Source organism: Natronococcus sp. A-GB1 (genome assembly GCF_029688845.1).
GTDB lineage: Archaea > Halobacteriota > Halobacteria > Halobacteriales > Natrialbaceae > Natronococcus.
In genome coordinates, this window is sequence record NZ_JARUKW010000025.1 from 1 (window position 1) to 13,885 (window position 13,885).

The window sequence follows — 13,885 nt, forward strand, 5'->3', positions numbered from 1 at the left end:
TTTCGGCCGAACAACTATGAGTCTTTCTTTAGGTCCCGAATATCTAAAATTGAAGCATCGTATACGAACCAGGATGAGATGCACCGGAAGCAAAACTCGGTTGAGGAAGTGCCGTCCGTTCCCACCTGGTTGGTAGATTCTTCCAATAAGCAGTGTTCAGGATACGTCTGAGTGATACAAGATTAATATTGTTTCTTACAGAAGTTATTAGTGTAGGAACGAGTAGAGTGTATACTGTCGGGGTGTCGGTGCCTGTTCAGGCGACCCGCCCCGACTACCCTGTCAGGTAGGTCCGAAAGCGAGGGATCGCGGTCAATCCCTCGCCCTCGGGCACCAACACTGCGATAGGCGTGCCGACTCGGCGACACCGGGCTTTGGTCGGACTTCTACAGGCGGAGCAGGCCGAGTGCCTCGGGGCTTGACCCCGAGGGTGAAGGCCGTACGCTCCGTTAAACGTGTTCCGTCCGCTCGATGTACTGCTCAATCGTGCCGGTCGAAACGTCACTTGCCGTCCCCACGTAGTACGATTCCTTCCAAAACCCACCGCCCCACAGGTACTTCTCCAAGAACAATTCGTATTGTTCCCACATTTCCCGTGCCGTGATACTCTTAACCGTTCGTACAATCTCACTCGGTGCGTGCTTCGGGTGGGCCGAAAGGAACAGATGTACGTGGTCGGGAGAAATGTGGAGTCGTTCGAGAGACGGAGTCTCTCGTGATCCCGAAAATCTTCGATTCTCGGACGATGACAGTATCTCGTATCCGTATTCGTCGCACACGTCGCGGAAACTCGCTTCCAGGGAACTCTCGATTGGTTCGAGAATCACGTGCCGGTACTAAGCGGGATCTCCGATCCCGCGAGGTACGCAAAGCTTCGCTTTGCTTGACTTCGGACACCACACGAAGTGATAGTTGACGTTGTACACCGTGTGGTTCGACCGCTTCTCACCCATATTGAGAACACTTTACCGACACAGTCAAGTATATCTAAAGGATATACACAGGTATGGCGAACCGCTTTGAAATCGAGGGTGAGGAAATTCTCGACGGTGAGGTCAAGCCGTTCGGGAACAGTGCCCACGTCACCGTCCCCAAACGCTGGCGAGGGGCCGACGTAAAAATCGTCCGGACCTCAGAACCCACCGAACAAGACGAAGAATGACCGACTCACAGGCTCTCGTCAAGACGTTGGTCTTCCAACTCGACATCCAGAGTGACAACGAGAGCCTACTGTACGACGCTACGCTCGAAGCCCGCCGGGTGTACAACGAAACCATCCGTCTCGCCAAGCAAGGCGTGGATTGGGACGCAATTCCCGACAGCGTGGCCGACGACGCCGACCTTGTGAAGAACACGACTCAGCGCGTCGTCGCCAAAGCACTCGGCGCGGTGGAGAACTACTACGAGTACGACGACTTCGGCAAACCCAGTCACACCAAGGACGGCACATACCCGCTTCGTGCGAACTACGAGGAAGGGTACAACCTGTCTCTCACCGACGACGGTGATGTGACGTTCCGAATCAGCGCGAAGCCGTACAAGCACGTCAAGGGCGTTCTTGAAGGCGACGACGCCCACCTTGACGTTCTCAAAACTGCGCTCACAGGTGACGAGTGGAAGATTGGGACTGCTGAAACCCTATTTCACAACGAGAACGCCGAGTTACACGTCAACGTCACCAATACCAAGCAGACCGTCCGAGACAAGCAGGACTCACGGACGGTTATCGGCGTGGACATGAACGAGGACAACGTGTCCCTTACCGCTCTCTCCGAAGGTGGCGTCGAGGACACGTTGGTCATCGACTTCCAGAAATCAAGTTCGAGCGACACTGCTACTTCACGATGCGGAAGCGCGTGCAGAACGCTGGAAAGGACAGCATCCACGACACGTTGGAAGGGCGTGAGGAACGGTTTGTCCGTGACCGACTCCACAAAGTGAGCCGTCACATCGTGGAGTGGGGCCGTCAGTTCGAGAAGCCATGTATCGTCTTTGAAGACCTCAAAGAGATGCGCGACAGTATCGACTACGGTACGCGGATGAATCGGCGCTTGCACCACCTCCCGTTCCGCGCCCTTCAGTTCTATACATCGTACAAGGCATTGTTCGTGGGGATTCCGACCGCGTGGATTGACCCTGCGTACACGAGTCAGCGGTGTCCGATGTGTGGTCACACGGAGCGTGCGAACCGCAACAAGAAGCGGTTCAAGTGTCGGTCGTGTGGGCATCAAGACCACAGTGACCGTAGTGCAAGCGTCAATATCGCTGTGCAGGGCGTGAAGAAACTCGATTGGAATGTGCCTGCTCTCAACAGCCTTCCCGTTGTTCGGAAGGTGCGACGTTCACAAGAGCGAAGCTCTTTTGCAGCCCGCAAAGTCGCTACGCGACTTTGAGACGGCGGGCATCGGGGGCTGTGGACGCCCCGTCCGTGACCCACGACACCGTTCGAGGGTATCAGACCGATGGTGTCGCGGGAGTGTCCGACTAATCCACGGGAAGCCTCGGGGTCGTACGGAAGATCTTCGATCTTCCGTGATAACGAGAGAGCTTTGCTCTCTCGAACCACTTGACCCCGAGGCGGTTCACTCGTGAGGAGTGGACGCGCCTGCAGCAGGTGACCCCAACCGGTCGTGTGGCGCGGTCGGGCTCTCGATGAGCGTTCTCTCCCAGTTGCCCAAGGGCACACCTTTCCATCTTCCTTCTAATTCCAAAATACTAAAATAATGCTTCTTCTAACACCTATTCAATGGTGGAACGTTCGCGGTTCCGACGACAGTTTCTGGCAGCGTCCGGTGGGACGATGGGGATGGCTCTGGCCGGTTGTATGGATCAGATCAGTTCCGGCTCTTCGGACGAGGAGGGCAACGAGTCGTCGAACGAGACTGACGGTGAGGACACCGAGACCGAAGGCACTGAGAGTGCGGACTCCGACGACGTCGACTCGCCCGAACTTACCGTCGAGACGGAGTACAACAGCCGCGAGGAGTACCGACAGCCCGGCGAGGCGTTCGTCGACTTCGAGAGCCTCGAGGAGTGGGAGCTACTGGAGGGCTCGGGTGACGCCGAGACGGACGTCGTCTTCGATGGGGACCAGAGCCTGCGGCTGACCGCCGAGGACGAGGACAACGCCGTCGTGGCGACGGAGTTCGAGGCGACGGACCTGAGCGACCGTGACGTCTCGATGGCGGTCCGGACGACGACGCCGGCGAACATCGCCCTCGAGATCCAGCTTCGGGATATCTACGGCGGCTACGCGAGCTACATGCTGCAGTCGGTCTCCTACGGCAGCGACGAACCCGGCTGGTTCCGAACCTGCCCCGGTTTCGCCGACGAGAGCACGACCCCCGTCGAGCAGGACGCGATCGACGAACTGCGTGTCGTGGTTCACAACACCGGTGACGAGGCCGAGGTCTGGGTCGATGATATTCGTACACACGAGAAGCCCGACCAGGGTTACGTCATCCTCTGTTGGGACGATGGGTTCGAGGACTTCTATGAGCCGGCGGGGCCGATCCACGACGAGTACGACGTCACCGCGGTCCAGGCGGCCGTTCGTCAGTGGACCCGCGATCAACGTGATGGCATCATGACGACCGACCAGCTCCTCGAGCGCCAAGAGGCCGGCGATCAGATCGTTGCCCACGGCACTCACACCGAGTTCGCCGACATGGAGCCCGACGAGCTGCGGGACTCGATCGAGACCGATAAGAACTGGGCGGTCCAGAACGAGTTTCAGGGCGGCCATTACCTCGTGTTCCCTCACAACAACTTCAACCGGGAGGTCCTCGAGTTGGTGTCGGACTACTATTATGCTGGTGGGTTCAACCAGGCCGGGAACGTCAACCTTACCGGCGTCACCGGCTACGATCCGCTCGTCCTCCCGCGGACGATCGGCCACGACCTCGAGATCGCGGCACAGTGTGTCGACGCCGCTGCCGCCCACCGGCAGTGTACAATCCTGAACTTCCACGCCTTCGATCTGGACAACACGATGGACGCCGACGACTACGAGGACCTGGTCCAGTACATCGCGGAGACCGACGGCGTCGAGGCCATCGACTTCGACGACCTCTGGGCGATGCGCCGGGCAGGACACTGAGACGGGGCGGCTCAGAACCGACCGATCCGTCCCCGATCGACTACGAACACGAGGTGATGATCGTCGCTGGTAGACAGCGACCTGCGAGAGTCGGGTATCCGGCTATGTATGAGATAGCGCTCGAGCAGTCGGTCACCCCGATGGCCAGACGGGTGGTGAGAGCCAGTCGCTACTGGAGGTCCGCGTTGTCAGGATGCTCTTCATCGGGTGCCTGTAATGCGTGGCGGAGCCGGTCCACCTCGGCATCGAGTTCCTCGATTCGTTGTTCGACCCCAATGAACCGTTCGGGTATCTTGCGCTCGAGGTCGGCGACCGGGAACTGCCCGCCCTCGCAGTCAGTGTAGTACAGCGTCCCGTCGAGGGAGTGGACTTTGAGACGCTCGTGCCAGGCGAGTTTTTCCAGTCGACATGCCACGAGCGCGATCCGCGATGCGTTGGTGGCGTCCTCGGCGAGCAACGCGTCCGGAAACACCTCGGGCGTCGTCTCTACGAGTGACTCCGTGATCTCTGCGGGCGTGTACGCCAGCCCCGAACGCGCCCGGAGAAACCACTCGAGTTCCACCTCCAGCGTATCGACCCGTGTACTCCGTTCCCACCGATCCGACTCGACGTCAACTGGCATTGACCGCCCGTTCAATGCCGATATATATTAATCCTCTTCCAGTAATCGAATTAATCATCATATCCTAGTAGATAGTATGGCGAACCAACTGTGGTCACGCAGGGTGTGACCGCCCTCACAGCCGTGGTCTCAATCCTGTTCGTAGCTGGAGACCATCTGCTTGTCCCTCGTCGGTTTCGCGTCCGGGACCGAGCGGAGGTGTGGGTACGGAATGTTGATTCTGGCGTCCTCGAGCGCCGTTTTCACCGCCTCGAGCACCTCGTCTTCGGCCTTCCACATCTTCTCCGTGTTGGGTCTATCGACCCAGAACCGGATTCGGAGGACGACCGACGAGTCGTCTAACTCCTCGATGCGGACCGACGGAAACGGGGTTTCCTCGACGATCTCGAGCGAGTCGACGGCCTCCCGTGCGACCTCGCGGGCGGTTTCGAGATCGGCGTCGTAGTCGACACCGACATCGACGGCGAACCGGAGCCGGTTTTCGTTGCTGCGGTTGCGGATCGTTTGGCTGCCGACCACCTCGTTCGGGATGATGACGTGTTCGCCGTTTGGCCCGCGGATCCGGGTGTGGACGATCGTGATGTCGGTGACGATCCCCCGGTCGTCGCCGACGACGATCCAGTCACCGATCTCGAACGGCCGCGAGAACATGAGAATAAAGCCCGCGATGACCGAGCCGAGCGTTTCCTGTGCGGCGAAGCCGAGAATCACTCCGATGACGCCCGCGCCGACGAGCAGTCCCGAGATATCGAAGTTCCACAGGGTGAGAACGAACAGCACCGCTGTGAGCAACAGCGTGAGCTGGAGGACCCGCGTGATTATCTCCCGGTCGTGGCGATCGATTCCGGGGGTGTTCGCCGAGAGCGAGTCCATCCACGAGGAGACCGCCAACCCCCCGAAATACGCCGTGATCAGCACGGCCCCGCTCGCGACCATCCGCGAGAGGGTCGGCCACATGACGGTGAGGATCTCGATCGTGTACCAGATGGGTGATTCGTACCCCCAGAGGTGAAGCACGCCGACGGTGCCACCGACCACGACGGCCAGCTGGCTGAGCCGCACGATCGCGTGGGTGAGCCGGCCGACCGGGAGATAGCCCTCGAGCGTCTCACCCCATTCACGTTCAGTTGCGTTCTCGAGTATCGCCTTCAGCCGCTGGATGCCACGCGGGAGTACCGCCAGGAGGAGCCCTGTCACGAGGAGGACCGCGACCGTCAGACCGAGGAGCTGTTCCTGGGTCGTGACGAACGGCAGGGAGGAGACCGTCTCGTCGGCGATCGTCTGACCGCTGTCGCTCATTGGCCGCGGTAGCAGTCACAGCCCCAAACATCTACTGAAACGAAGTGACTGGGATGGCGAACACTCCCGGCGACGATCCGTGTCGCTGGGAGTGAAGAGGTGACCGCCGGCTGGCCCGTTTTCACCCGCAGCTGACGGTGGGACGGCTGGGAACCATGGGGTGGTCCGGCAGCGAGGAGTTGGCCGCGCGTCGCGGATAGTAACGGCTATATGTCGCTTTGATGATGGTGAAGCTACAGCTTGTACCCACTTTCGAAGCGAACCCTGTGCGGCGTCGACCATCCCCATTGCGACCCCTGCCGGACGCCATGATCGAGCAACCACGACTGGCGGCGCTCGGCATCGCGATGATGCTTTTCGGGGTGCTCTGGATAGGTGTTTCGTACCGCTTAGGGAGCGATGCCGACTCCGAAAAGAGCAGCTCGCTCGACGACACAACAGACAGTGACCACGCTCCGGAGCCGGCTGCCGAGACGCCATCTGAAACCGATGCCAGTGAGACCGACACCGAGACGACGGCCACCCCTACTGAGGCGGACCCAGCGGCTGAGGGCCGGTCGGTCGGGGCGGACGATGTCCCGGTTGATACCGAATCGCTGGCGGCTACTGACGACTGCGGCCCTCCGGATACGTCGGCTTCGGCCTCCGACACCAATCTTTAGGCACGCAGCGTCCGCTTTGGCCGGGCGTGTACGATCCCCTCGAGTCTCTGTGGACGCGTTTGGCGGGTAGCGCCGAGTGGTTCCGGCCCGACCCGTCCGTTCTACGCCGGCGGACCGACGGCAGGTCCTGTTCAAAAAGCAGTACATCTAAGATCAGCTCTCCCCACGAACCAGTATGGCATTGAGAAAGTATTTATGGAAACCAATTCTTAATTATCGCCATTCTGTCATCGATAGATACACCACTATCGAGAGCTGGGAGTCTCTTTCGGAGGAAGAAATCGCCGCGCTCTCCACCAGACGACTGCAGTCGCTTCTAGATCACGCATACGAGAACGTGCCCTACTACCGGGAAGCGTTCGATGCACGACCGGCAGCGACGAACCTGACCGAGCTGCCGGTCCTCGAGAAGGGGGACCTCCAGCAGAACTTTGAGGGGTTGAAAAGTAACGACCTCCCCTCACGTGACTGGTATAAAAACGCCACCAGCGGATCGACGGGACAGCCGACGACGTTCGTCCAAGACAGCCACTACGCGTCGTTTCGTGACGGACTGAAACTGGTGTTCGACGAATGGGGCGGACGGGACATCTCGGACCCGAAGGTCAAGGTGTGGGGGGCGCAAGACGATCTCTCTACCGGTACATCTGTGCGGACGAAGGTAGGCAACTGGCTGCGAAACCTCACCTGGATCAACGCCTATTCGATGTCCGAGGACGATCTCCGGCGGGCTGGCAGGGTGATCAACGACGAGAAGCCGGTGACCGTACACGCGTACGTCGAGGCCGTCACGAACCTCGCCAGCTTTCTCGAAGATCACGACCTCTCGGTTCACTCACCGGCGTCAGTAATGACAACTGCGGGAACACTTCGCCCAGAGATGCGAGCGCAGATCGAGCGCGTGTTTGACTGTCCCGTTCACAATCGGTACGGCTCACGTGAACTCGGGACCGTTGCAAGCGAGTGCCGGTACGGAACGGGACTTCACTACTGTCCAATGCTCCATCATATCGAGATTCTGGATCCGACCACTCTCGAGCCCGTCGAGCCGGGGGAAACGGGTGAGATCGTGGTTACACTGTTGACGAACTACTCAATGCCACTCATCCGGTACCGTATCGGAGACGTTGGCTCTTTCCGTAAGGTGCAGTGTGACTGTGGCTGTCGCTGGCCACTGCTTTCGAACGTCCAGGGGCGGGTGACCGATCATTTCGTTACGCCTGACGGTACCCTCGTTTACCCCGGCGCACTTCGGAAAGCACTGTATCACTATGACTGGATCGATCGCTTTCAAATCCACCAGACCAGTACCGAGACCGTCGTCTTCCGGCTCGTCTCGAAGCAACACTCACCGCCGGAATCGGACCTCGAGGCGATCTCGTCCCGGGCCAAAAACGTCCTCGGTACGGATGTGACAGTCGAATTTGACTTTCCGGATGAGATCGAACGCGCGGATTCGGGGAAGTACCGATATACGATCTCTGATGTTTCGGTCTAGCTAATACTACCGGCGAGTCGGAATATATATCTAAGACACTCTCTGCAATTCTTGATAATGGATCTTCTCAGATCTGGTGCCAAGCTCCTATCCGCCCGGACGTTGTCTTCGATACTCACCTTTCTTGGGCTGGCGTACTTCGCTCGGACCGTCGGTGCAACGGAGCTTGGGGTCTTCTTTATGTTTCAGGCGCTGCTGTCCTTTCTCGTCATTCCCTCGAACCTGGGCCTGCGGTTGGCTCTCGAAAAACGGATCAGTGAATCCAGCGATAACAAATCAGCGTATCTGACGACTGGGCTACTGATGAAGGTCGCTCTCCTGGCTGGTGTCGCACTGCTGGTTCTCGCTCTCGATACGTATATCACCCAGTACCTCGGTGCGGATCTCACCCTTTATCTCATCATTGCACTCGTCTGCCGGGAGCTGGGCGAGTTGATGGTCGGAGTTATTCGTGGGGAGCTCAGAGTCGGAGAGACAGCGATCCTGCAGCTGGCATATTCGACTGGGTGGATCGGAACGGGTGTCGTGCTCACGACGATCGGGTACGGTCTTTACGGCCTCGTCTATGCCCTCATCGTCGGGTATCTCGCAAAACTTCTCTGGGCGATCCACCGACAACGAACACCGTTTGGGAAACCGAATCTCGCGCTCGGTTGGTCGCTTGCCGGCTACGGTGTCTACAGTATTATTCCGTCGATCGATGGCGAGGTTCACAACTGGATGGATATCTTCCTGATCAGCCTCTTTATGACGCCGGCAGCTGTCGCTGCGTACGAGTTCGCCTGGCGGATCTCGGAGGTGTTCAAGGTCCTCATCAGCGCGATCAGCGAGACGATATTCCCACAGATCAGCGCCTGGGACGCAGAAGGGTCCGTTCAGCAACTCGAGGAAATGATTCCACGAGCGATCACGCCCGGACTCATCCTCGTTATTCCTGCTACAGCCGGCGCGTGGCTCCTCGGCGAGGAACTGCTGGAAATAGTTTTCGGAGCCGAATACGCCGTCGCCGGCGGCGCACTCGTGATTCTCCTCGCCGGAAAGGCCCCACGAATGATTCGAGCGGTGGTCGGAAAATGTCTTCTCGGAATCGATCGAGCGGACCGCGTCACTATCGCAGCCGTCGTCGATATCGTCGCAAACGTGGTGCTCAACATTATTCTCATACAGTTGTTCGGGCTCGCCGGCGCGGCGCTTGGAACCACGCTGTCGCTTCTCATCGGCCTCGGAGTGAGATGGTGGTTCTTATCGCAAGAGCTGACCGTCTCGGTCGAGTGGCGGTCTGCCGTCTGGTCGCTGGGCGCCAGTGGCGTTATGTTCGTCGTGCTCTGGGCCGTGCTCTCGTTCGTCGAGATCTCTGGACTCGTGTCGCTTCTTCTCGCCGTTGCCAGCGGAGCGATGATCTACTTTGCGACCCTCTCACTGAACGATCGTCTCCGAACTGACGCTCGATCACTCTTCCAGGCGTTCCTTTGATGTGAACGAACAAAACCACACGTCGTACTCGTCCGTTCCGGGCTGTCGGTTCTGGCGGTGACACCGTACACTCACCTGGTCACCTCCGGTTTATCCGGCTGACAAGGAGCGTTCGGCCAAAGCCACACCTCCCGTCCGAATTCGGTTTTTACTCCCACAGGGGGCGGAGCCAGAGCCGTTTCGGCTGACGGTCTCATACAGCAACCCCCTCTAATTCATAGTTTCTTTCCATAATATTTTTGTATCTAAGTGATAGTGTATTATCTATTCAAACAAGATGGATATTCCTTGGTCAATAGCAGTCAACCGTATTATGGAACCGCCCCACGAACGGGGTCCGCTGTCGACCGGGACCGACAACCACCTGTGTCACTGGCGGCTCAGCCTCCGGTCTCGAACGTCTACGAGCGGGACCGCCCGCCAGAGGAGAGCATGACGGACTCGATCTCCCTCGAGTGGACGCCCGCGAACGCGCCTCGACGGCGGCTCGTCTTTAGATCGCTGGATGCAGGCGGCTGGACCTGCCTCACGATGGAACAGCGGGGTGATGGGTGGCAGCTTGCTGACCAGGAGATCGTCACCGACGTCGAGTTTGACCAGTCAGCGTCAGAAGACGGGTTTGGGATCACCGGATATCACGGACCGTAGCCCCTCGAGTGAGTAGCTTACGCGTTCGTGTTCGTTCTCGGTCCGCGTCACGGTTGGTAATCGAAACCCGTATGCATCCGATACGTCTCTGCACGAGCGCTCCATGGTGAACCACGACCGCGTCGCGCTCTTCGTTCCTGGACTGTTCGGTGGCGGAGCGGAACGGATGATGATTCATATTGCCAATCGGCTTTCAGAGGACTACACCGTCGACTTCATCGTGAATACTGTCGAGGGAGAGTACGCCGATCAGCTTCGAGACGGGATCACGGTCCACGAACTCCAAGCACCGTATCTGTTCGCCGCTGTCGGTCCCCTGGCTCGCTATCTGTGGAAGCAGCAGCCGTCCACTCTCCTCTCGACGATGGACTCCGCCAATCTGGTCTCGATCTGGGCTAAGTCTCTCGCCAGATCCGATGCGACGCTCGCGATTCGGATTCCAAACACCATGTCACAGCGGACAGCCGACTACGAGACGCTCCGGTACAAGCTGATCCCGCGGCTCGCGAGGCTGTTCTATCCGCTTGCGGACGAAATTATCGCGATCTCTGAGGGTGTCGCCGTGGATCTCGCCGAGATCACCGGACTGCCGCCTGAGGAACTCTCCGTTGTCTACAACCCGGTGGTGACCGACGAGCTGTATGACCTCGCCGCCGAACCGGCGCCACATCCGTGGCTGGCCGAGGACATCCCAGTTATTCTGGGCGCCGGACGGCTCGTCGATCAGAAGGACTTCGACACACTGATCCGCGCACACGCACGCCTCAGCGAGCGTCGAGCCGTCCGCCTTCTCATCATCGGGAAGGGAGAAAATGAGGACTCGCTCCGGAGGCTCGCCGGCGAGCTTGGGACCGAACACTCGGTTTCGTTTCCGGGCTTCGCCAGCAACCCCTATGCATATATGGCCCATGCAGACGTGTTTGCGATGTCCTCTGCGTGGGAGGGGTTCGGTAACGTATTGGTCGAGGCGATGGCCTGTGAGACTCCAGTCGTTGCGACCGACTGTGAAAGCGGACCGGCAGAGATCCTGGAGGACGGTACGTACGGCCCGCTCGTTCCGGTCGGTGATGCCGACCGCCTTGCAGGTGCGCTGGCGTACCTCCTCGAGAACCCGACCACCGACCAGCAACTAGCCCACCGTGCGGAGGACTTCACGCTGGATTCGATCATCCCCCAGTACAGGCGCGTTTTAGGTCTCTGAGCCGAACTCCACGACGTAGGTGTTCCGGGAGCCCTCATGGGCCGAGTCTATCGAAATCGCCTCTCCGGTCCGATCCCACCGAGGGTGTAGGTCGCATCTCGTTTCCCCCTCGTACTCCAGTGGGGCTAGAAACCTGCCGAGCGTGGCCGTCTCCTCCCGTACTCGATCGTAGAGCAACAGATGCCGCTGGCGTGCGCGGTCGGGATAGGTGTCCGTCACCACCACCCGTTCGTTGGGCGAGATGCTGGGATGGCCGTCCCCATACCGGTTCAGTTCGGCATCGCCGAACGGCTCGACCGTGTGCTCGGTGACGTCTACCCGGTAGTAGCCCGTTTCACCCTCTGGCCCCTGTCCCCAGACGACGAGCGAGTCCTCGTCGAGCCAGCAGTAGTGAGAGACGATACGGGTATCCAGCAGGAGGTCAAGCGACCCGCTTCGATCACCCAGATACAGCCTCGAGAAGCGGCCATCATCCCCCTCCCACCGGTGCATGAACACGAACCGGGCGCCACCGGGTGCGTAGAGTGCATGGTTGACCCAGTGGGTGGCGTCAGCCATCTCTGGGCGGGGTTGATTCCTTCGCAGGCGCTCGAGATCGACAAGCAGTTCCGACTCATCCGTTTCGAGATCGAGCCACCAGAGCCCATCTCTGGTGGGCGGCAACTCGGCGTCGAACCGCTCCGAAGGGGGGGTGTAGCCGTACTCGGGGCGGACCGCCGCGAGACGACGATAGTTGAGCGACAGCGCCTGGGATCCGTCCGGATGGACGGTCTGAATCGGGGTCGTCAGCTCGCGGACGGGCCTCCCACTCGGCGTGACGATTCGGCTTCCGTACTCGCCGTCGACCAGATCGTTGTAGATGAGCGTCGCATCCGGTCCCGGAAGCCACTGAGTCATCGCCCCCTGTTGGTAGTTCCAAAGAGGGGTCTCGTCGATAACCGTCCGCTCACCGTCGGCGAGTACGACGATCTCTGCGGTCGACCGGTCGTCCTGTACCCGGTGGACGACCGCACGCTCGCCGCTTGGCGACCACGGTACCTTATCGAAGTAGCCGAAGAACACCTCTCCTGAAAGCGGTGGACAGTCGAACGTCTCTGCAAGCGTGCGAACGGTGGCGTCCGGATGCGCCGTCGCCTCGAACCCCCGCTCACGAAAGAGGTGGTAGTTCGATCGTTGGTAGTATCGTTTGATTCGGGACTTGAGCGTCGGGTGCTGCTCGAGGAGCCGTGCGACCGAGCGCTCGATCGGGTTGTACGTTGCCATGTTATCTGCCGATAGCGTCTTTGTAGAGCTGCTGGTAGTTTTCCGACATCGACTTCGCACTGAGTTCGTTCTGTGCAATCTCGACCGCCGCCTGGGAGTGCGCGCCGTCCGTCTCTGCCAGCAGCGCGTCGAGCGCGGTCGCGAGTTCGGTCTCGGTTTCCAGGTGGAACATCGTTCCGGCTTCCGGATTATACTGGAGGATCTCCCTGTGTGGCCCAATATCGGACAGACACACCGGTAAGCCGGTCGCCAGCGCCTCCATTACCGAGTTGGGGAGCCCCTCGGCTTTCGATGGGGAGAGAAAGCAGTCGGCCGCACGGAGGTACTCCTTGACGTTGTCTACCCAGCCTTCGAGTCGGACGTTGTCGTGTGAGGCAGCAATCGATTCACAGTCGTCTCTGAGCGGTCCGTCGCCGAGGAGGACGAGCGTCGACTCTGCGGCGCTGTCGCTCCGTAGAAAGCCACGAATAGCCGTCTGTGGATCCTTTCTCGGAATCAACGACCCGGTGAACACGACGACGTTGTCCGCTCGTGTAAGCCCTAGCCGTTCTCGGATTTCGTGCCGTTTAGCCGCAGACGCTGGTTGGTACTGGGTACAGTCAACCCCGTTCTGGATCGCGTCTGCGGTGATCCCAAACTCGCTGACCTGGTCGGCGATCGTCTGTGAGCAGGCGACCGTTCGGTCTAACCGGCGGTAGGTGTCGAGGTGTTTCCACGCCATCACTTTTCCCTGCAGTTCGCCGTACTTTGCCGGATAATCCTTGTGCGGATTGTTTCGGATGGTCGTGAGTCGAGTGTATCCGCGGAGAAAGTGTGCCGAGAGCGTGTCCGCTCTGATCCCCTGTGTATGGATGAGATCCGGATCGATCGTCTCGACCGCCGACCGGAGCCGAAGCGGACCGACCGTCGCACCGGCAACTCGTGAGAGGTTCAGTGACCCGAACTCGGCCTCAACGTCTTTGAACTGTTCGGCTGCTGAATCGTCCGGTTCTGGGGAGAGTGTGAGGACGAACGGATCAAACTCCGCGGAGAGATGGTCGAGAAGGCTGTATAACTGATTCGTAGGGCCGCTTTGTCGGAGTGTTGAAACGATGTAGAGGGTGTCGATGGTCATAGATTG

11 protein-coding genes and 2 pseudogenes are annotated in these 13,885 nt (G+C 59.5%); 8 read left to right on the forward strand and 5 right to left on the reverse strand.

Annotation, left to right across the window (positions count from 1 at the left end; genetic code table 11):
- Positions 1–449: 449 nt before the first annotated feature.
- Positions 450–953, reverse strand: a pseudogene (tnpA, locus tag QA600_RS20640) (IS200/IS605 family transposase).
- 53 nt (positions 954–1,006) lie between these two features.
- Between tnpA and QA600_RS20645 the strand changes: the two are divergent.
- From QA600_RS20645 to QA600_RS20655, 3 genes and pseudogenes are all read left to right on the forward strand, one after another.
- A complete protein-coding gene (locus tag QA600_RS20645; protein WP_278293814.1) occupies positions 1,007–1,162 on the forward strand; it encodes a DUF2080 family transposase-associated protein in 156 nt (51 codons plus the stop codon).
- A pseudogene (locus QA600_RS20650) lies at positions 1,159–2,488 on the forward strand (transposase). Before QA600_RS20645 ends, QA600_RS20650 begins: the two are co-directional and overlap by 4 nt.
- Positions 2,489–2,746: 258 nt before the next feature.
- Positions 2,747–4,099 (forward strand): polysaccharide deacetylase family protein, encoded by a 1,353-nt coding sequence (locus QA600_RS20655; protein ID WP_278293815.1) that lies wholly within the window; start codon positions 2,747–2,749, stop codon positions 4,097–4,099.
- Positions 4,100–4,268: 169 nt separating this feature from the next.
- Here the strand turns inward: QA600_RS20655 and QA600_RS20660 are convergent, their stop codons facing one another.
- Positions 4,269–4,721, reverse strand: coding sequence for a hypothetical protein (locus QA600_RS20660; protein WP_278293816.1), 453 nt, complete (start codon positions 4,719–4,721; stop codon positions 4,269–4,271).
- Positions 4,722–4,850: 129 nt separating this feature from the next.
- Positions 4,851–6,020 (reverse strand): mechanosensitive ion channel family protein, encoded by a 1,170-nt coding sequence (locus tag QA600_RS20665; protein ID WP_278293817.1) that lies wholly within the window; start codon positions 6,018–6,020, stop codon positions 4,851–4,853.
- Positions 6,021–6,328: 308 nt separating this feature from the next.
- Between QA600_RS20665 and QA600_RS20670 the strand changes: the two genes are divergently transcribed.
- The 5 genes from QA600_RS20670 (at position 6,329) to QA600_RS20690 (ending at position 11,502) form a co-directional block, all read left to right on the forward strand.
- Positions 6,329–6,682, forward strand: coding sequence for a hypothetical protein (locus QA600_RS20670; protein WP_278293818.1), 354 nt, complete (start codon positions 6,329–6,331; stop codon positions 6,680–6,682).
- A gap of 175 nt (positions 6,683–6,857) precedes the next feature.
- Positions 6,858–8,180 carry a phenylacetate--CoA ligase family protein gene (locus tag QA600_RS20675; protein WP_278293819.1) on the forward strand — a complete coding sequence of 441 codons (1,323 nt, stop codon included), beginning with the start codon at positions 6,858–6,860 and terminating at the stop codon, positions 8,178–8,180.
- Positions 8,181–8,237: 57 nt separating this feature from the next.
- Positions 8,238–9,653: a polysaccharide biosynthesis C-terminal domain-containing protein gene (locus QA600_RS20680; protein ID WP_278293820.1), complete on the forward strand. Its 1,416-nt coding sequence runs from the start codon at positions 8,238–8,240 to the stop codon at positions 9,651–9,653.
- A gap of 432 nt (positions 9,654–10,085) precedes the next feature.
- The gene (locus QA600_RS20685; protein ID WP_278293821.1) at positions 10,086–10,301 is read left to right on the forward strand and encodes a hypothetical protein; all 216 of its coding nucleotides are present in this window, start codon (positions 10,086–10,088) and stop codon (positions 10,299–10,301) included.
- 103 nt (positions 10,302–10,404) lie between these two features.
- Positions 10,405–11,502: a glycosyltransferase gene (locus QA600_RS20690; protein ID WP_278293822.1), complete on the forward strand. Its 1,098-nt coding sequence runs from the start codon at positions 10,405–10,407 to the stop codon at positions 11,500–11,502.
- Here QA600_RS20690 and QA600_RS20695 read toward each other — a convergent pair.
- Together QA600_RS20695 and QA600_RS20700 are read right to left on the reverse strand one after the other, a co-directional pair.
- On the reverse strand, positions 11,491–12,765 hold the full coding sequence (locus QA600_RS20695; protein ID WP_278293823.1) for a hypothetical protein: 1,275 nt from the start codon (positions 12,763–12,765) through the stop codon (positions 11,491–11,493). The two genes, QA600_RS20690 and QA600_RS20695, sit on opposite strands and share 12 nt — an antisense overlap.
- A gap of 1 nt (position 12,766) precedes the next feature.
- Positions 12,767–13,879 carry a glycosyltransferase gene (locus QA600_RS20700; RefSeq protein ID WP_278293824.1) on the reverse strand — a complete coding sequence of 371 codons (1,113 nt, stop codon included), beginning with the start codon at positions 13,877–13,879 and terminating at the stop codon, positions 12,767–12,769.
- Between the last annotated feature and the right edge of the window lie 6 nt (positions 13,880–13,885).